We start from the raw sequence: 18,427 nt of genomic DNA on the forward strand, positions 1-18,427 counted from the left end.
CAACTTCAGTCGAGAGCGATGGTCACGCCGGACTTTTGCATCGACTCCAGAGCTTCCTGCATGGACCCCTCCAGATCGATGCCACGGCAGGCGGTTTTGTCCACGGTGACGTCAAAGCCCAGTCGGGCCGCATCCACCGCCGAATAGTGAACGCAGAAATCTGTTGCCAGCCCGACCATCGTCAGCACCGTCAGACCCCGGTCGCGCAGGTAACCATTCAATCCGGTCGGTGTCTTCTGGTCGTTCTCGAAAAAGGCGGAATAGCTGTCGATGCCGGGACGGAACCCTTTCCGGATGATCATGTCGCCCTTGATACGCAGATCCTTGTGAAAAGCGGCGCCATCGCTGCCCTGAATACAATGTTCCGGCCAGAGAACCTGTGGCCCATAGGGCATGTCGATCATGTCATAGGGCAGGCGATCCTTGTGCGAGGTTGCGAAGGAGGAGTGCCCGGCCGGATGCCAGTCCTGTGTCAGGATCACCGCGTCGAAATCGTCCATCATGGCATTGATCGGCGCGACAACCTCGTCTCCGCCGGGAACGGCGAGCGCGCCGCCGGGGCAGAAATCGTTTTGGACATCGATGACGATCAGGGCTCTGGACATGGCGACCTCATGGCTGTGACCATCAATGGGTACGCAGAGCCGCGCGCCGCGTCAATGCGGGGTCTTGCGCGGGGTGGCTCACGGGCCTAAATCAGCGCGCATGTTCAGGATTGCTGCCTTATATCATTTCACCCGCTTCGAAGATCCGGCCGCGTTCAAGCCCGCTCTCGAGACGGTCTGCCGTGCGGGCGAGGTGCGCGGAACGCTTTTGCTGGCGCGCGAGGGGATTAACGGGACCATCGCGGGTCCCTCGGGCGGGATCGAGGCGGTTTTGTCCCATATCCGCGCGTTGCCTGGATGCGAGGGACTGGAGTGGAAGGAATCCGCTAGCGACAAGCCGCCTTTTGCCAAGCTCAAGGTGCGGCTCAAGAAAGAGATCGTCACGATGGGTCAGCCCGATGTCGACCCAAAGGCTCGCGTCGGGCATTATGTCGACCCGGCGGAATGGAACGAGCTGATCCGCTCGCCCGATGTCGCGGTCATCGACACCCGCAACGATTACGAGGTGGCCATCGGCACGTTTGAGGGCGCGGTCGATCCGGAAACCAAGAGCTTTGGTGAATTTCCCGCGTGGTGGGAAGAAAACCGTCACCGGTTTCACAACAAGCGCATCGCGATGTTCTGTACCGGCGGCATCCGCTGCGAAAAATCGACGAACTTCCTGCTCGGACAGGGCGTCGAGGATGTGTTCCACCTCAAGGGCGGCATCCTCAAGTATCTCGAGGAAGTCCCGCAGGAAGAAAGCGCGTGGCAGGGCGAATGTTTCGTCTTTGATAACCGCGTCAGCGTCGGCCACGGGCTGAAAGAGGGGCCGCATCTCCTGTGTCACGGATGCCGTCGTCCGCTCTTGCCCGAGGACCGGCAGCGTCAGGGGTATGAAGAGGGCGTGTCCTGTCATCAATGCGTGGATGAGACTTCAGCGGCGGACAAGGCCCGGTTTCGCGAGCGGCAGAAACAGATCGGTCTTGCCCGGGCACGCGGTGAGCGCCACATCCCGCTACAGGATTGATCAGGCCGTCGCCATTTCCGGGCGTCGCGGGCGGGATCGCAGCAATAGCAACAGAACGATCCCCAGGTTCAGGCCGTTGAACAGGATCCCGTTCAGGAAAGCCCATTGATAGCTGCCGGTCAGATCGTAGATCCAGCCCGACATCCAGCCACCCAGAGCCATACCGACGATGGTCAACATAACCACAAATCCGACCCGCGCCCCGGCCTCGCGTGCGGGGAGATATTCGCGCACCACCAGTGCATAGCTTGGCACGATGCCGCCCTGCGCGAGACCGAACATGGCGCTGATGACATAGAGCGAGACCATCCCGTCATAGGGCAGGTAAAAGAACAGGGCGAGGCACTGAAGCGTCGAGCCGATCAGCAGGATGCGCAGCCCGCCGAGCTTGTCGGCGGCCAGACCGGAGATTAAGCGGCTGACCACCCCGCCCAGCAGCATCAGCGACAGCATCTCTGCCCCGACGGCGGGGCCGTATCCAAGGCCGACGCAATAGGCGACGATATGGACCTGCGGCATGGACATCGCCACGCAGCAGCCGATTCCGGCGATACCAAGGAGCCAGGTCAGGGTCCTCGGTGACATGCCCGCACTTTTCGCGCGCAGGTCCGAGGCCGTCTGCGCGATCCCATGTGCTTCATCCGGGACACGGCGGCGCAGCAGCAGGGACAGTGGAATGACGGTTGCAAGGGTGATGACGGCAAGCAGAGCATAGACCTGCCGCCAGCCGGATTCTGCAAGTATATCGGCCAGCAGCGTGGGCCAGATCGCACCCGAGAGGTAATTACCGCTTGCAACCAAAGCTACCGCGATGCCCCGCCGCCTCAGGAACCAGTGGGAAATGTCGGCGATCAGCGGGCCAAATCCGACTCCGGTGCAGATGCCTACCAGCAGATGCGCGGCTGATATCATCAGGATCGAAGGTGCAAGGGTGGTTAGATAAAAACTGAGCGCAATTCCGAGCGCGGCACCGATCAGCGCAATCGTGACCGAGAACCGGTCGACGATCCTGCCGATTACAAGGTTGCCAAGGGCGAACCCGATCATGGTCAGTGTATAGGGAAGCGAGGCCGAAGCCCTGTCGGCGCCGAATTCGGCTTCGATGGCGGGCATGACGACGACAACGGCCCAGATGCCCACATTGGCGACCGTCGCGATCAGCACCGTTACCAGAAGGCGGAGCCATGAATAGGTGCTGTCGTGAATAGAGTCGCTCGTCATGGGGCGCACGCTAGGCGCGCGCCCCCGTATTGTCACGCACTCGCAGGAATAATTTTATCCTGTAGGCAAGGGTTTGTCGCGTCAGACCGGGGTCGGGTCCTTGGCCTGCGCATCTCCGCCGGGCTGCTGTCCGGCCGTTTTGTCGGAAGAGGGCGACGAGGGCCTGCTTCCGGTTTGCTGTGCTTCGCTTACCGTCGACGGTGCTGCCTTGGGGTCGAGTTCGCGTGGCGTATCGTTCCCAGCTTCTTCTTCCTGCTGCTTTAGACGGTCTGCCGTAGCCTTGATTGCGCTGCCGGCCCCAACGTCGCGGGTCTCGTGTTCGTCCTGCTCTGTCTGTGACATGGTCATATCCTCCGTAAAGCCACGTCAGCTCAACGCTTGAACATGGTCACGGGTTGCGCCGCTCCGAACGCTTCAGGCGGAGAAGCGCCGGTTGACTAAACGGACCGCTCAGACAGCCTCTGACGGGCAATTTCGACATGAAGACAGGCCCCGTGCAACAGGCTCGCATCGTTAAAATCGTATCCCGGATTGTGGAGCGGAGCGGAATCTTCGCCATTGCCGAAAAAGGCAAAGCATCCCCGTACATGGGCAAGGAAGCGGGCAAAATCTTCTGACGCTGTGATGGCGGGCGCGTTTGCATCTACGGCCGCGGATACCTGCGCCGCCGCCTCGCCAAAGGCGGTTGCCAGTTCAGGGTCGTTCAACAGCGGGACAAATTCACGGCTGTAGGTGACGTGCGCCTCGACGCCGTGTCCCAGTGCGATGCCGCTTGCGATGCGGCGCATTTCCGCTTCGATAAGGGCCGACACCTCTGGCCGGAAGGAGCGTGCGTCGCCCATAACCCGTGCCTTGCCAGGCAGTGCATTGCGCACCCCGTCAGTCAGCAGTTCGGTGACGGAAACCACCGCGATGTCGCCCGGATCGACTCTGCGCGACACGATGGTCTGCAATTCGAGAACGAGAGCACAGGCCGGGGTCATGACTTCGCGCCCGGCATGGGGCCGCGAGGCGTGCCCGCCCAACCCGGTCAGCTCGATCTCGAATATGTCCTCGGCGGACATGATCGCGCCGGGGCGGGTCTGCACATGGCCGACGGGAAGGCCGGGCATATTGTGAAGCCCGTAAATTTCGTCAAAGGGGAAGCGGTCGATCAATCCGTCGTCGATCATCGCCTGCGCGCCCTGACCCCATTCCTCGGCAGGCTGAAAGATAAACCGGACGGTGCCGTCGAAACCGCCTTCTTGCGCGAGGATGCGGGCCGCGCCCAGAAGGCAGGACGTATGCCCGTCATGGCCGCAGGCATGCATGGTGCCCGGGCTGGTCGATGCCCATTCCGACTCTGTGGTTTCGGTGATCCGCAGGGCGTCCATATCGGCGCGCAGGGCGATGGCCCGGTTCGAGGTGCCGCGCTGCAGGGTGGCCACGACGCCTGTCCCGCCGATGCCCTCGGCCACATCAAGACCCATATCGCGCAGTGTATCTGCGACGAACCGCGCCGTGCGCTGTTCCTCGAAACCGAATTCCGGATGGCGGTGCAGATCGCGACGCCAGCCTGTCATGCGTTCAATGAGGTCTTTCATGCGTTGCCCCTATCTTTCCGACGCCGGTTTGACCGAGACAAGTTCGGTTTCGTCGATCCTGTCCGCAATAACCAGCGCGATGGGGCGGGTTTGCGAAATATTGGCAAAGATGATGGCAAGCATCGAGGTCAGCGGAATCGCGAGGATGGCTCCGGGGATGCCCCACAGCGCCGTCCAGATGGACAGGGAGATCAGAACGATGACGGGGCTGATGTTCATGTGCCGCCCGACCATGCGCGGCTCGATGATATTGCCGACGACGAACTGGGCGATCACCAGCAACACGGTCAACAAAAGCGAATAGGAAAGCGATCCGAACTGCGCCACGGACAGAACTGCCGGGAAGGCCACGCCAAGCAACGAGCCGAAATAGGGGATGTAGTTCAGAAACCCGATGGCGACCGCCCAGAAAAGCGCGAAATCCACGTCCATGAACCAGAGGATCGCGTAGCAGATCGCGCCAAGGATGATGTTTATGAGCGTTTTGACCTCGAGATAGTCACTGATCTTGCGGTTGATTTCATTCACGGTCTGAAGCGTGGCGCGGGCGCGCGCTTCGTCTGCCCAGATCGCGCGCAGCTTCCGTTCAAAGCCGTCGCGTTCCAGCATGATGAAGGCGGCGTAGATGACGATGACGAAAATCGACATGCCGACGTTGGTGAATCCGCTGAGCACGCGCAGGACCGCGCTGCGCAGATCTATCTGGTCGATTGTGACCGCGCGCAATTCGTCCCAGAGTTCTTGTCGGTCGAGATCGAAAACATCCGCGAGATGATCTACCAGCGCGTCCACATTTGCCTCGTAGACAGGAACGACTGCGACGATCTCCCGTGCGGTGGCGGCCACAACCGTCGCCAGCACGACAATTGCCAGCGTGAAGACGATCAACAAAAAGCTGCGGATGATCACGAGTGGCAGGTGCCGCAGCACCGGCAGGCTCTTGAGCCGGTCCGAGGCGGAAATCAGCAGGTAAACTGCTATCACCGCGGCGACGATGGGCAGCAGGATCGGTCGCCCGAGGTACAGGAACCAGCCGATCAGGAAGAGGAGCATCGCAGAGAGGACGATGTTGACAAAGGGGCTTGTCTGCAAAAGGACCACCGGACATTCGAGGAACACGGCTATGGTCAGAGCTTTGGCAGGTGCTGTCAATGAAGGAAAGCCGCCTGATCCCCGCCGGACGCGGTGTCGCACCCCGGCGCGGCACAGGTTGAATTCACAGCCTTATTTACGTGCCGCCCTAGATGGATTAGCGTCACTTTTGTACAATCTATTGGTGTATTCGCAATGGTGTTTCGAAAACTGCTGAACACGATATGGATGCTGTTTCTGGCCTGTCTCAATGCGACGTTTATCCTGATCGTGCTGTGCCTTTGGCTCGCATGGTCACTGGCAGGCCGTATCGACGATGCCACGGCCAACCTTGCCCAAAGCGCCGAGCAGATTGCGCCGCTAAAGCTCTCGATCGAGAACGCAACGGGAGAGCTTTCGCGTCTTCGCGGGGATCTTGCCAGCAGTGATGGCGAGGTCGTGACCGAGGCGCAGGGTCGGCTGACGGCTCAGGTCGAACAGCTGTCGGCCCGGTTGGAGAGTTTGCAGGGACGGCTGGACAGCTTTGGGGCCACGCCCGAGGAACAGACCGATCATCTTATCGACAGTATCGCAGACGCGGTCAGCGCGATCATACTTCGTACAGTGACGGATATCCGGGAAGTTTTCTGAGCCGGATTGCCTGATGCTGGCACCTGCGGGGCGAAGTAACCTGCCGTAAATTCGCCGGATTACTGTCCAACTCAATCCCATTTTGACGATTAACACATTCGTCAGGGACAGAACGTTCCAATTCCCCACATCCAAAACTGGAGCGTTCCATGACTCCCTTCTCGACCCTTCTGGTCGGGGCGGCGGCGTCGCTGACGATGTCTGCCGACCTGCCTGCTTCGTACTTTTCGACCCTACCTGTCGAAACCCCGGTTCTACATCTCGAATGTGACACAGGCGGCACGGCCTTTTGCCGGTCGCTGGCCGAGGCGATTACGGCGCAGTTCCCCCTGCACCGGGTCGAACTGACCTCCCGGGAAGATGCGATCAAGCCGGACGTGACCTTCGTGGCCGAGAAAGCGACCAATACCAGCCTGTCCGGTCATCTCGAATGGCAGGTCATGCCGGGCATGACCGGGCGTATGCGCCCGGCTGGACAAGGTCCGACGCTGGAACTCACCGTCATGGATGCAACGCTGAACGACAGGATGCTCGCGGCTTTTGCCGCGCAGCTCGTGCGTCACAGCAATCTTCCCCTTTGACCCTGTTTCACCCATTTCGCGAGGACTTTCGACATGTGCATGCAGTGTATTTCACTCGATCCGACCAACACCGTTTATGACGACCACGGCGTCCAAAGCCTGGATAACGTGCAGACCAGCTATGGCGGCACCGGTCTCGCCGCCGGTCTGCCAACCTATACGATTGATCAGGCAGCGGATTACCTGACCAGCGGTTTCTGGCAGGACAAGGGCGGCGCTCAGCGATCGTTCAACGTCCAGACTGGCGGTACGGTCACGGTGAACATCAACGGGCTTGACGCGCTGGGCAAGGCAACCGCGCTGCAGGCGCTTGAGGCTTGGACAGCGGTGAGCGGTCTGAACTTCGTGCAGTCCTCTTCGGCGATGATGACCTTCGATGACAACCAGTCCGGAGCCTATGCGTCGTCGATGACATCGGGCAATACGATCATCAGTTCTGATATCAATGTCGACAATGCCTGGCAGGGCTATGGCGACTATTACCTGCAGACCTATATTCACGAGATCGGCCATGCGCTGGGCCTTGGCCATAGCGGCAATTACAACGGCAGCGCCACCTTCAGCTATGACGCGCATTTTGCCAATGACAGCTGGCAGATGACGGTCATGTCCTATTTCGACCAGAACCAGAATCCCAACGTCAACGCCTCGCGCGTGTTTCTCGCGACAGCGCAGATCGCGGATATTGTCGCGATCCAGAACCTGTACGGCACGCCGACCAACGCACAGGCAGGCGACACGATTTATGGCGACAACACCAACCTGACGCAGTTCGGCATGGACCTGCCCTCGGGCCGTGGCATCGCGATCTTCGACAGCGATGGCGACGACACAATCAACCTGGCGTCGCGCAGCGCCAACCAGCGGATCGATCTCAACGCCGAGAGCTTTTCCGATATCAACGGTTACGTGGGCAACCTGACCATCGCGCGTGGCACCGTCATCGAAAACGCGAAAACGGGCAGCGGCGCGGACTACATCATCGGCAATGATGCGGCCAATGAGATCCACGCGGGCGGTGGCAATGATACGATCCTCGGCAATGGCGGGCATGACCGCCTGACCGGCGGCACCGGCGCCGATACGCTTACCGGCGGATCGGGCGGCGACATCTTTGCCTACGAAACCACTGCGGATGGCGGCGACACGATCACCGATTTCTCCCTCGCCGAAGGCGACCGCATCGATATCTCGCAATTGCTGGCCGCCATCGGCTATGGCGGAACAGATCCGGTTGCCGATGGCACCGTCTATCTCAGCGCAGGCAGCGGCGGGTCATGGCTGATGCTCGCCGGCGCGCCCGACGTGCAGCTTGCCTTTCTGACCGGCGTGGCTGACACGACGTCGGTCAGCGATATCGTCGATACCACGATCACACCGCCGGACGAACCGACCCCGCCGGTCGCCGATATCGACACGGTCTACACGCTCACTAATGACTTCACCGTGTTCTGGAACGAATTCAACAGCCGGATCTCGGACAGTGATGGCGGGATCGATACGCTTGACCTGAGCGGTGTTACCTATCGCTGCGTGATCCGCCTGACCGTCGACCAATATGGCAAGATCGGTTCCAAGAAGCTCTTTATCGACAATGGCACCGTGATCGAGAACCTGCTGCTCGGCAGCAGCAACGACATCGGCTATGGCAACGCCGCCGACAATCTTATCGATGGCGGTGACGGCAGCGACCGACTCTACGGCGAGGCGGGCAATGATACACTCCTGGGGGGCGATGGCAGCGACCGCGCCTATGGCGGCGACGGCGACGATACGCTCGACGGTGGGCTTGAAAATGACCGCCTTTATGGAGAACTCGGAGACGACACGCTGACTGGCGGCGAAGGCAAGGACTACCTCTATGGCGGTCTTGGCAACGATCTCCTGGAAGGCGGCACCGGGGATGACAAGCTCTACGCCGACGAAGGCGATGACACGCTCGCCGGTGGCGAGGGTGACGATTACCTCAAGGGCGAAGATGGCAACGACACGATGGAGGGCGGTCTTGGAAACGACAAGCTCTATGCCGGCGACGGCGACGACAGCCTCATCGGCGGCGAAGGCAACGACTACCTGCGCGGTGATGCCGGTGCCGATCAGCTGATCGGCGGGGACGGAAATGACAAGATCTATGCCGGGGATGGCGATGACATGCTCGATGGCGGCGAAGGCGAAGATTATCTGCGCGGCGATGACGGGAATGATCTGTTGTACGGCGGGGCCGATGATGACCGGCTCTACGGGAATGACGGCAACGATACGATCGACGGCGGCGACGGCGATGACATGATAAGCGGCGATACCGGCGACGACGTGATCGATGGGGGTGCGGGCCATGACCGGATCTATGGCAAGATCGGCAATGACATGATGAATGGCGGAGCCGGTGACGATTACCTGAAAGGGGATCGCGGTGACGACACGATCGATGGTGGCTCGGGCGATGATACGATCTACGGGGACACAGGCACGGACGTGATCGACGGTGGCGATGGCGACGACAGGATCAAGGCAGGTAACGACGATGATCGCGTGAGCGGCGGCGCCGGCGCTGACTTCCTCTTTGGTGACTCCGGCGACGATCTGATCGACGGTGGCGCGGGCAACGATGAAATCAACGGAGGCTCCGGCGATGACGTCATCATAGGGGGCAACGGCCGCGATTATCTACGCGGGAGCGCCGGAATCGACAGCTTCATCTTCGATTCGATGGCCGATATCGGCGATACGATTGCCGATTTTACCATCGGCCTCGGAGAAACCCTGAATGTCTCGGCCCTTCTCGAGGGATCGATCTATGGCAACGTTGCCGATGCAATCACCGATGGCGCCTTTTCGCTGGAGGAAGCGGGCCGCGGCTCGACTCTCCGTTTCGATGTGGATGGCAACGGCAATACCGTCGATATCTGCACATTGACCACGGTCAAGGACTATACCGAAATCACCGAAGCATGGTTGATCTGACATCCCGGAAAGGGCACCTCAAAGGCGTGTCATGATCCGCGCGCCCTGTCATCTCTGCCGATCCGCGCTATGTTTCAGCGCTGCGGGCAACCAGAGAGGCAGGACAGTATGGATATCATCAAGGCAGGAACACGGCCCACGCTCAAGGCGCGGGCCGATTACTTCACCGGCACAGTTTGGCAGGATCCCATCATCGAAGCCCCGGCGCCGGCGGCCCTCCGCGCCCTGCGCGTCAGCTTTGAACCGGGGGCACGGACCGCGTGGCACACACATCCCCTCGGACAGACCCTCTATGTGGTGTCCGGGGTTGGCCGGGTGGCGCTGCGCGACGGGAAGCCCCGGGTGATCCGTCCCGGCGATACCGTCTGGATTCCGCCCGGCGTCGAACACTGGCACGGCGCCGCGCCGGAAACCGGTATGGTCCACATCGCCATGCAAGAGGCCAAGGACGACCGCGTTGCTGACTGGCTCGAACTGGTGTCCGAGGCGGAATACCTGAAAGAGGCGGATGAAGCCGCGGAATGGCTCGAAGAAGTGGTCGAAGAGGAATCCCGTCAGGATGACACCGAAACGCCCCCGGAATAGGAACAGGCTCGTTCAACCGGGGCTATGAAACCCGTTTGAAAGGGCTGGTCCGGCCACCGATGACGCGGGGCCGACAACCCAGACGACATTTTCCCCTTCTTTGGGTCTCAAAATATCCCGGGGGAGTCGCCCGCAGGGCGGCGGGGGCAGGCCCCCATTTCTCGCGCGCCGCCCTTCCCGCTCAGTTCAGAACGGTGAATTCGATCCGCCGGTTGCGGGCCTTGTTCTCCCGACTGTCATTGGGCCGGACGGGGCGGGCTTCGCCATAGCCGACGATATGCATCCGTGCCGTCGGAATGCCCTTGGATTTTAGATAAGCCGCGACCGCGCCGGCTCGGCGCTCACTAAGCCTTTGATTTGCCACGTCGCTGCCATCCGAATCCGTATGTCCCCCGATCTCGATATCAAGCTCCGGGCAGCGGTTCACGATGTCATAGAGATTATCGAGCAGGGGAAAGCTGTCGTTGGACAACCGCGCGCTGGCCGGCGTGAAATTGATATTGCCGGTCCGCGAGAGGATCTCGAAACGACCAACACAGGCTTCGCGATCAAGGTTTCCCTTGGTCTCCAGCGCCGCGGTCCGTGGCACATCGGTGCTCGCAAGCTGGTCCACCTGCGGCGGCGGAGTGCCGGGGCTGGCGCGGTCAAAAACGAAATCGAAACTGACGATGCCCACCGGGACGATGTCTACCTTGGCCGCGTCCTGGAGTTTGCCGCGCCCGTCTTCAAGGTTGAAATCCACCAGTTTCAGAGCAATCGGTGTCGTCGCCGAGACGTTCACCCGGTCGTTGCTCATCAGCGTGACGGCCACTTCGGCGCTGCGTTCGACGGTCACACCGTGCAGGGTCAGCGTATAGGGCAGCTCAATCATCTTGCGCCTTGTGCTGTGAAGATCGCGCAGCATGTCGGGATCGAGCTGAACAGTGATGATCGATTCCGGATGGTTGAAGGTTTCAAAAAACAGGAACCGCATCCGGACGTTGCGCAGGTCGATGCTGGTATCCACAGAATCCATCAACACGCGGATCTGCGCCTTGCCGTCCTTGGTGATCAGTCCTGACAGGGTCGCGAAACGGCTGGTTTCGGCCACGTTGCCCTTTTTGATCGAAAGAAACCGCAGATCCGACGCCTCGGCATCCAGCGTCCAGCCGTTTTCGAAAGGATCGATGGTTTGCGCCGCCGCCGGTCCGGCAAGGCAAAAAACCAGGACAAGCACGCTTGCCCAGCGGAACAACCTGATATCAGGGAGTTTGAACATGATTTTCCTCCGATCGTGACTTTCTCACCGCTAGCCGCCCGGAAAAGCCACCGCTATAACGACTTATCAGGACACTATGGGCTATGATAAGGAAAAGCCCTGCGAAGTCTTAAAAAAGGCCAAATAAATGTCGAACTTTACGGACATTGTGGCATTCGGATCGGGCAACAATCCTTGTGAACGGTTGCAGGGAAAGGCAAGACAGGAATAATCCGTGCGAGCAATCGTAAGAATATCATTTCTCCTCATGACGCTGATCGTCGGGGTCGCTTCTGCCGATCCGCTGCGGGCCGAAAAACGCATCGCGCTGGTGGTCGGCAACTCTGCCTACGGGACGGTTTCACCGCTTGAAAATCCTGCCCGTGACGCCCGGCTTGTGGCCGAAACGTTGGAAACGCTTGGTTTTGACGTCACTCTGCTTGTCGACAGTTCCCAGATCGACATGAAGCGCGGCATCGCGCACTTCGGCCGCGCCCTGCGCGACGCTGGCAGCGACGCCACAGGGCTGTTCTACTACGCGGGTCATGGCGTTCAGTCATTTGGCTCGAACTACCTGTTGCCGGTCGATGTGGCGGTAAGCGATGCCGCCGATCTCGACCTCGTCGCTGTCGAGGCGCAGTCGGTCCTGCGGCAGATGTATTCAGCACGCAACAAGACCAATATCGTCATCCTCGACGCCTGTCGTAACAACCCGTTCAGTGACATCCCAGCCTTCAATGACAACGGCCTTGCCGAAATGCAGGCGCCCACCGGCACGTTTCTGGCCTACGCCACTGCACCGGGGGCGGTCGCGCTGGACGGTCTCGACGGTAACAGCCCGTTTACACAGGCTTTTGCCCGCCTGATGAGCACGCCCGGCATGCCCATCGAACAGATGTTCAAGCAGGTCCGCGTGGATGTGATCGAGAAAACCAACGGCCTTCAAACGCCTTGGGATGCGTCCTCGCTAACCAGCAATTTCGCCTTTGCAGAGGCACCGGTGCAAAGCAGCGCCGACCTTGAGGCACAGCAGTTCTGGAAGTCGGTACAGGCTTCGCGCGACCCGTTGCAGATCATGCTCTTCCTGCGTGGCTACGCCGATAGCGCCTATGCCTCCGAGGCCAAGGCGCTTTTGGCCGAGGTGATGGAGGCTGAACTGGCCGGCAATGCGCCGACAACATCCACCCCCGCGATCGAAGGACCCTCCGAGGCCGAGCAGGAGATGTTCGAAACGGCCCAGGCCAACCCGAGTGAAGAGGCCTATGCTGGTTATCTCGAGAGTTATCCGCAGGGCGTTTTTGCCGAGTTTGCCCAGCAGGAACTGGCCGCGCTGCGCGAAAAGAACGGCAACGACCCGGTCGGCACCGGCCCGATTGAGACCACCGAGGTTCCCACCCCATCCGGGGAATACGTAACGCCGGGTATCGTCACGTTCGAGACCCCGTTGATCGCGGAACAGCCTCTTGTTGATGGCAAGACCATCGCGCAGTTGATCGAAGCCACGCCGCTCTTTCCGCCAATCGAAGGGCTGCCGGAAAGCTATTGGAAAGATCAGCATTGCTCGAACTGCCACGAATGGACGCGGGAGCGGATCTGCACGCAGGCCAACACCTATCTCAGCCTGAACATGCAGCGTTCGCTCGACAAGGCGCACCCGTTTGGCGGCTCCCTGAAGCGCAATCTCAAGGCATGGGCCGCAGGTGGCTGCCAGTAAAAAGCCGGTGCACAGGCCGTCTGACATCTGTGCACCCCCTGTACACCCCCCGTACATCGGATGACGGTTTCTCGGCTTTGCGACCCCCTGCCAGGTCAGTGGCGAGGGTTCATTCCTCGGCGGTGGTCACAAAGAAATAGACCCATTCGCCCTTGAAATCCGGGTATCGCCGTCGTGCTTCGGCCACCCGGGATTTCAACCAGCCAAGATAGGGCGCGGCAGGTTCCACCAGCGGGCGCAGCCCTTCGTAAAGCGGTTCCGACGCGGCAAAGGCGACGGCGATTTCCTGACCGTAAGGTGGGCCGATGAACAGCCGCAGACCGGTCTCTTCATCGCTTGCGGTGCCGATCCGCAGGGCGGTGTCCGGTTCGGCGCGGGTCAGCGGAGACTGCTCGTTCGGCGAGAGGTGCAGCACGTTCCCGTCAGCGTCGAAGTAATCGACATAGACATAGGCCGCATAGTCCGGGGCGGTGATGTCAAAGAACAAGCGGTCATCCTTGACGAAATCCAACACGCGGGCGTGGGTGTCTTCGCCAATCAGCAGCGGGTTGGTGATCTGGTCGGTGGACTGGGGCAGGCCGACATTGCCGATTCCGGAAAGCGCACCGCACTGCGGGCGCGGCAGGATCAGGATGTCGTCCGAAACAGTGATATCGGCGCCCATCTGGTCGCGCAGCGCGGCAAGGACCGGACCGCGGAGATCGGTTTCGGGTACATGGCCTTTGACCGTGAGAGTCGTGGTTTCAGGGTCGAAGCCGACCTGCAAGCGGGAGCAGGGCACTTGTGAGAGAAGGGCCGAAACACCGTCGCGGAGAGGATCGCCCGCGCCGGTGATATCACCCGTTTCCATGAAGCTTTGAAAGGCGGCGAGCGAAGCCGGGTCGATACCTTCCCTGCCGCCGGGAAAGGCCAGCGTTGCGCGAATCTGGTCCGGTTGGCTTTCGCTTTCGGGAAGGGGCGCAGAAGTGGTGGCCAAAGCCGCAACAGCGTCGGGCGTTGCATGTGCGGTGCCGAGTGGCGCGGCGGTGGCCGTCGCCGGAGTAAGGGGTTGTGCAACGGGTCCGCTTGCCTGCGCCGCAGGAGCTTCGGCGGAAAGTGCGGCCAACGTGACGGCGGGTTCGCTGCTGGGAGCAAGCGCCGTGCCGGGTTGTTGAATTGCAGCCGTTGCCTGAACAGGCAGGGAAGCGGGCGTGATCCCTGTGGCGGTTGCAAAGTCTGTTCTGACGGGCGTTGCGATGACCGCCGCGCCGGACAAAGCCGTGGTCTCTGGAAGCGTCACGCTTCCCGAGCTTTGTACCGGCGCCGCGGTCGCCACGATTGTGCTGGATGCGGGCGCGGTGTCGACAAGGCGCGCAGGTTCCGGCGTGGCGAGTGGCGCGGTCTCGGCAGGTGTTTCTGCCTCAGTCGCCGGTGCAGCAGTGGTCTGCGCGGCACTCAGACGCGCGGCCGGGGGAACCCCTACGGGGCGGGCAGCGGATTGCGGGATTGCGCCGGACCCGAGCCGGTCGCCCTCGGCTGTCTCCGCGGGGGCTTCGGGAGCGTCGGGGTGGGCCTCAGTCGCCTCACTGCGATCCAGCGCGTAAGATTCGACCTGCATCTCGGTCTGCGGACGAGGCTGGTCATCGATGGGATCGGGACGTAGCGCGATCATCAGCGCCGCCCCGGCCCCGGCGTGAAAGACCAGCGAAGCGGCCAGCCCGGCGGTCCAGAGCGCGGCCTGTTTCATGGCGCGGCACCCGGCGTGACCACCAGTACCACATCGCGGAAACCAATAGCCTCGGCGCGCCCGACAAGGGGCAGCACATGTCGGATTTCGGCGTCGCGATGGGCGTTGATGCGCAGCGTCAGATCCGGGTCATCGGCGAGCAAAGCGGCAAACGCGCTCTCCAGATACGCCCCGAAAACTTCGCGCCCGTCGAGCGCGAGATCGCCAGCCGCCGACACCGACAGGGTCGCGCCACCGGCTGGCATGTCGGCCCCGGTTTCGGCCTGAGGCGGGGTGACGTCGAAGGGGGCCGTGGCATCCATGCGCCCGATCAACATGAAAAATACCAGCAGGAAAAACACAACGTCGATCAGCGCGATGATGGTCTCGGACTGCGGGTTGGGGGTGCGGCGGGTGAGTTTCATGGCCGCGCCTCGAGCCGGACGACGCGAAGCCGGGTCGCGCCAGCGCGGGTAGCCTGATCCATCACCGAGATCAGCGCCTGCGTGGTCGCGCCGCCCGAGGGCAGGATCAGCAGGCGGGTCAGTGGTTCGCTGAGCAATTGTCCTTCGAGAAAGCGTGCGAGTTCCTGTGAGGAAAGCGCCTGGCCGCGCAGCACGGGGATGCCGTCCGCTCCGATGCGCAGCATGACCGTGGGCGCGGGACCTGACCCGGTGCCGGTTGACCCATCGGCAGTCCGGGCGGCGGGGATCATGTCGAGGTCGAGATAGGTCGAGGTGACCATGAAAAAGACCAGCAGGATCACCATCACGTCGATCATCGGCACCAGCGAGATCAGCGGGCCGGTTCGGGTGGGACGTTTCAGCGTGACCGGGCTCGCCATTGGCCTGCCTTTGTTGTCAGAGGCTCGGATTCTGGTCGACGAGCATAAGCTCGCCCACCGCGCTTTCGATCATCTGCGCCGAGCGGTCGATCCGTGCGGAAAGCAGACCGGCGGCGACCGCGGCAGGAATGGCGACCAGCAGCCCAGCCGCGGTCGTCAGCAGCGCCTGCCAGATCCCGCCAGCAAGGATGGATGCGTTCGCCGCACCCTCAGCCATTTCAAGCTGCTGGAAGGACTGGATCATCCCAGTTACCGTGCCGAGCAGCCCCAGCAGGGGCGAGATCATCGCGATCAGCTCGAGCAGGCGGATCATGGTGTTCATCTGCGCCAGTTCTTCGTTGCCGCGCCGGGTCAGTTCGGCGTCGAGCGGCGCGCCGGAGAAACCGCCCGCCAGAGCACGCATCGCATAGGCGGTGATCCGGTCGGCAGGGGATTTGCCGGTTTCGAGCGTTTTGCGAGCCGCCTGCTTGTCGCCGGATTTCCATTGCTCGAAAGCTTGTGCGCGCAAGTCAGCTCCGGAACGCGCATTCCAGAGCTGTCCGATTTTCACGACGATCAGCGCCAGCGAGAGCAGCGACAGCAGCGCGAGGATCACGATGATCGGGCCGCCGGTGCCTAGGGCGCTGAACGAGTTTGGCATCGTTTACTTCACCAGCGAGGCCGAGGTTTTGCTTGCCAGCGTCACCATCGGAAAGCAATCCGTTTCTTCACCGTTCTGCGGACGGCACGAGGTGATTTCGTGCAACAGGATTTCCGAGATATCGGTGCAGGCGATTTCCGGAATTTCAAAGAGTTTCAGCGTGGTGCGCGAAACCGGCAGGGGGGCCGCGTCGATCGAGAGCAGGCGGTCGATGACCCCCTGTCCGTCGAGTATGGCGAGGCTCATCTCGAAACCTTCAAAGCTGTTGTCGGTATCGTTGCGGAACAGGAAGTAAGAGCGGCAGCCGCCGCCCTCGATCTGTTCAAACTTGTTGAGCTCTACCGTCAGCCCGTCCCCCGATTCACTGTCCTGTGCCAGTGCGGGCAGGCAGGTGGCGAGGCCGATCAGGGCCGCGCCGGTAAGGGATTTGAAAGTCAGCATGCGATTCCTCCGGGCTAGCTGTATCAGGCGGCCAGGGCCGTGCTGACCTCGTCGAGCGACTGAAGCGCGCTGCCCCGGATGTTCGTCTGCACGAAACCATTTTCATCCACGTCATGGAAGAAGGGGGAATCCAGCACACCGCGATAGGTGGCGATGATGTCACGCGCCTGCGACTTGAGCGCCTCGCGTTCCGGACCATCTGGGGCCTCGACCAGCTTTTCCAGCGTGTCTTCGAGATCGGTGTCGATCCCGTCGAGATAGTCGAAAAGCACCGAGGATTTCGACGAGACCTCTTCGAGCCCCTCGACATCGCGGGTGGCGGCATCAATTGCGGATTTCAGGCTTTCCAGTTCCTTTTGCAGGGACTGACGGGTCTTGATCCAGGCAAGGCGCGACTTGACGTAGGGCACAACGTTGTCGGGGATCGACTCGCGGGCCTCGTCGGCGGCGGCGGTTGTGGTCGCGGTCTGCGCGGCCTTGAGGAGTTCGGCAATGCGCGGCACCGAGGCCAGCGCCTTGTCAAAGGCACCATCGGCGGCCATGTCCTTGGCGTAGTTGAAGGCGCGGTTGATGCCGTCGAGATCGCCGTGTTTCTCGGTCATCGCCTTGTCGACAAGCGGTTGCAGCTTGGCTTCGGCAGCGGCCCATTTGGCGGCGTTGGGATCGGTCGCCTCGGCCGCGGTGGTCTGCTGCTTGTTCACCGCGGCTTCGATCTTGGTCAGCATCTGGTCGGCAGTGCCAAGTTCCTGCGCCTTGATGGATTTCGCAGCCGTGCCCAGCGCGGCCAGCAATTTGCCCTTGGCGGGTTCCGCCATCGAGTCGATGGTCTGCTTGAGCGAACTCGCGCGTGCGGCGAGTGCGCGGGCGTCCGGCGCGCCGGGTTCCGGGGGCGGAGGCGCGGCCGGTGCGGTGGCGCCAAGCTTGGCGATGGCGGTTTCGAGCGCGGTGATGGTCTGGTCGGCCTTGGTGAGATCGTCGGCCTTGATCTGCGAGACCGCCGCGCCCATCGCGGCTTTCAGTTTCTCGGCGGCGGGGGCGGGTGCGCCCACGATCGCGGGCTGGATCGCCTTGAGCCGCGCGGCAAGCTCTTTCGCATCGAAGGCCGGGGCGGTGTCGGAATCGGTTTCTTCATCCGTTACCGTATTAACTTCATCCGTATTAACTTCGGCATCCGTGTCCTGATCGTCGCCATCGAATTCGGGATCGACTGGCAATTCCTCGATCTCGGATTCCAGCATGTTTCCGTCGGCATCGAGAATAACGACATTAACCGAGATTTTCTGGGTCTTGAAATACATCTTGAGCGTTTTGGCCATTTTCGGCACGACCCGCTCGCAGGTCATTTCGACGATTTTGCCTTTGACCTCGAAAGTGCCGAAAGACACTTTCGGCGCGGTACCTTCGGCCTTGGCGGCTTTCCCAAGAATGGTGGGTGACTTGCGGCGATCGATCATCACCACATGCTCCTCCATCTTCTTGCCGGGACAGAAAGCGAATGGCATCGTTTGCTTCTTTCCCAGCTTTATCAATTTCTTGAGTTCCGGGCCTTCTGTCTTTGAACTGGCCATATTCGTTA

General features: G+C 61.3%; 18 protein-coding genes. 6 read left to right on the forward strand and 12 right to left on the reverse strand.

Features of this window, described 5'->3' with window-relative positions:
- Nucleotides 1-5: 5 nt before the first annotated feature.
- Nucleotides 6-605, reverse strand: coding sequence for a bifunctional nicotinamidase/pyrazinamidase (gene pncA / locus ACU0FH_RS04440; protein ID WP_446193534.1), 600 nt, complete (start codon nt 603-605; stop codon nt 6-8).
- A 100-nt stretch (nt 606-705) separates the two neighbouring features.
- On the opposite strand from pncA, the gene trhO reads away from it, so the two are divergent.
- Complete coding sequence (gene trhO / locus ACU0FH_RS04445) at nt 706-1,614, forward strand: oxygen-dependent tRNA uridine(34) hydroxylase TrhO (RefSeq protein ID WP_446193535.1); 909 nt, start codon at nt 706-708, stop codon at nt 1,612-1,614.
- Here the strand turns inward: trhO and ACU0FH_RS04450 are convergent, their stop codons facing one another.
- From ACU0FH_RS04450 to ACU0FH_RS04465, 4 genes are all read right to left on the reverse strand, one after another.
- Nucleotides 1,615-2,835: an MFS transporter gene (locus ACU0FH_RS04450; RefSeq protein ID WP_446193536.1), complete on the reverse strand. Its 1,221-nt coding sequence runs from the start codon at nt 2,833-2,835 to the stop codon at nt 1,615-1,617.
- Nucleotides 2,836-2,916: 81 nt separating this feature from the next.
- A complete protein-coding gene (locus tag ACU0FH_RS04455) occupies nt 2,917-3,177 on the reverse strand; it encodes a hypothetical protein (RefSeq protein ID WP_446193537.1) in 261 nt (86 codons plus the stop codon).
- A 95-nt stretch (nt 3,178-3,272) separates the two neighbouring features.
- Nucleotides 3,273-4,418 (reverse strand): M20 aminoacylase family protein, encoded by a 1,146-nt coding sequence (locus tag ACU0FH_RS04460; RefSeq protein ID WP_446193538.1) that lies wholly within the window; start codon nt 4,416-4,418, stop codon nt 3,273-3,275.
- A 9-nt stretch (nt 4,419-4,427) separates the two neighbouring features.
- Nucleotides 4,428-5,570, reverse strand: a complete 1,143-nt coding sequence (locus tag ACU0FH_RS04465; protein WP_446193539.1) for an AI-2E family transporter — start codon at nt 5,568-5,570, stop codon at nt 4,428-4,430.
- A gap of 135 nt (nt 5,571-5,705) precedes the next feature.
- Here ACU0FH_RS04465 and ACU0FH_RS04470 point away from each other — a divergent pair, with 135 nt between their 5' ends.
- The 4 genes from ACU0FH_RS04470 (at nt 5,706) to ACU0FH_RS04485 (ending at nt 10,270) form a co-directional block, all read left to right on the forward strand.
- Nucleotides 5,706-6,140 carry a hypothetical protein gene (locus ACU0FH_RS04470; RefSeq protein WP_446193540.1) on the forward strand — a complete coding sequence of 145 codons (435 nt, stop codon included), beginning with the start codon at nt 5,706-5,708 and terminating at the stop codon, nt 6,138-6,140.
- A gap of 149 nt (nt 6,141-6,289) precedes the next feature.
- The gene (locus ACU0FH_RS04475) at nt 6,290-6,721 is read left to right on the forward strand and encodes a hypothetical protein (protein ID WP_446193541.1); all 432 of its coding nucleotides are present in this window, start codon (nt 6,290-6,292) and stop codon (nt 6,719-6,721) included.
- A 39-nt stretch (nt 6,722-6,760) separates the two neighbouring features.
- Nucleotides 6,761-9,685 carry a M10 family metallopeptidase C-terminal domain-containing protein gene (locus ACU0FH_RS04480; RefSeq protein ID WP_446193542.1) on the forward strand — a complete coding sequence of 975 codons (2,925 nt, stop codon included), beginning with the start codon at nt 6,761-6,763 and terminating at the stop codon, nt 9,683-9,685.
- A 108-nt stretch (nt 9,686-9,793) separates the two neighbouring features.
- A complete protein-coding gene (locus ACU0FH_RS04485) occupies nt 9,794-10,270 on the forward strand; it encodes a (R)-mandelonitrile lyase (protein ID WP_446193543.1) in 477 nt (158 codons plus the stop codon).
- 181 nt (nt 10,271-10,451) lie between these two features.
- On the opposite strand, the gene ACU0FH_RS04490 is transcribed toward ACU0FH_RS04485, so the two are convergent.
- Nucleotides 10,452-11,528, reverse strand: coding sequence for an OmpA family protein (locus ACU0FH_RS04490; protein ID WP_446193544.1), 1,077 nt, complete (start codon nt 11,526-11,528; stop codon nt 10,452-10,454).
- A gap of 247 nt (nt 11,529-11,775) precedes the next feature.
- Between ACU0FH_RS04490 and ACU0FH_RS04495 the strand changes: the two genes are divergently transcribed.
- Nucleotides 11,776-13,221, forward strand: a complete 1,446-nt coding sequence (locus ACU0FH_RS04495) for a caspase family protein (RefSeq protein WP_446193545.1) — start codon at nt 11,776-11,778, stop codon at nt 13,219-13,221.
- 109 nt (nt 13,222-13,330) lie between these two features.
- On the opposite strand, the gene ACU0FH_RS04500 is transcribed toward ACU0FH_RS04495, so the two are convergent.
- Genes ACU0FH_RS04500 through ACU0FH_RS04525 form a run of 6 tightly spaced genes read right to left on the reverse strand, consistent with a single transcriptional unit; the run spans nt 13,331 to nt 18,353 of the window.
- Entirely contained in the window at nt 13,331-14,947 is a 1,617-nt protein-coding gene (locus tag ACU0FH_RS04500; RefSeq protein ID WP_446193546.1) for a DUF4384 domain-containing protein, read from the reverse strand.
- Entirely contained in the window at nt 14,944-15,351 is a 408-nt protein-coding gene (locus tag ACU0FH_RS04505; RefSeq protein ID WP_446193547.1) for an ExbD/TolR family protein, read from the reverse strand. The genes ACU0FH_RS04500 and ACU0FH_RS04505 overlap by 4 nt, the downstream gene beginning before the upstream one ends.
- Nucleotides 15,348-15,770 (reverse strand): ExbD/TolR family protein, encoded by a 423-nt coding sequence (locus tag ACU0FH_RS04510; RefSeq protein WP_446193548.1) that lies wholly within the window; start codon nt 15,768-15,770, stop codon nt 15,348-15,350. Before ACU0FH_RS04510 ends, ACU0FH_RS04505 begins: the two co-directional genes overlap by 4 nt.
- A 16-nt stretch (nt 15,771-15,786) precedes the next feature.
- Nucleotides 15,787-16,410, reverse strand: coding sequence for a MotA/TolQ/ExbB proton channel family protein (locus ACU0FH_RS04515; RefSeq protein ID WP_446193549.1), 624 nt, complete (start codon nt 16,408-16,410; stop codon nt 15,787-15,789).
- 3 nt (nt 16,411-16,413) lie between these two features.
- Entirely contained in the window at nt 16,414-16,851 is a 438-nt protein-coding gene (locus ACU0FH_RS04520) for a hypothetical protein (protein ID WP_446193550.1), read from the reverse strand.
- A gap of 23 nt (nt 16,852-16,874) precedes the next feature.
- Nucleotides 16,875-18,353, reverse strand: coding sequence for a hypothetical protein (locus ACU0FH_RS04525; protein ID WP_446193551.1), 1,479 nt, complete (start codon nt 18,351-18,353; stop codon nt 16,875-16,877).
- Nucleotides 18,354-18,427 lie beyond the last annotated feature (74 nt).

The sequence above is a fragment of the Heliomarina sp. genome (genome assembly GCF_052826185.1).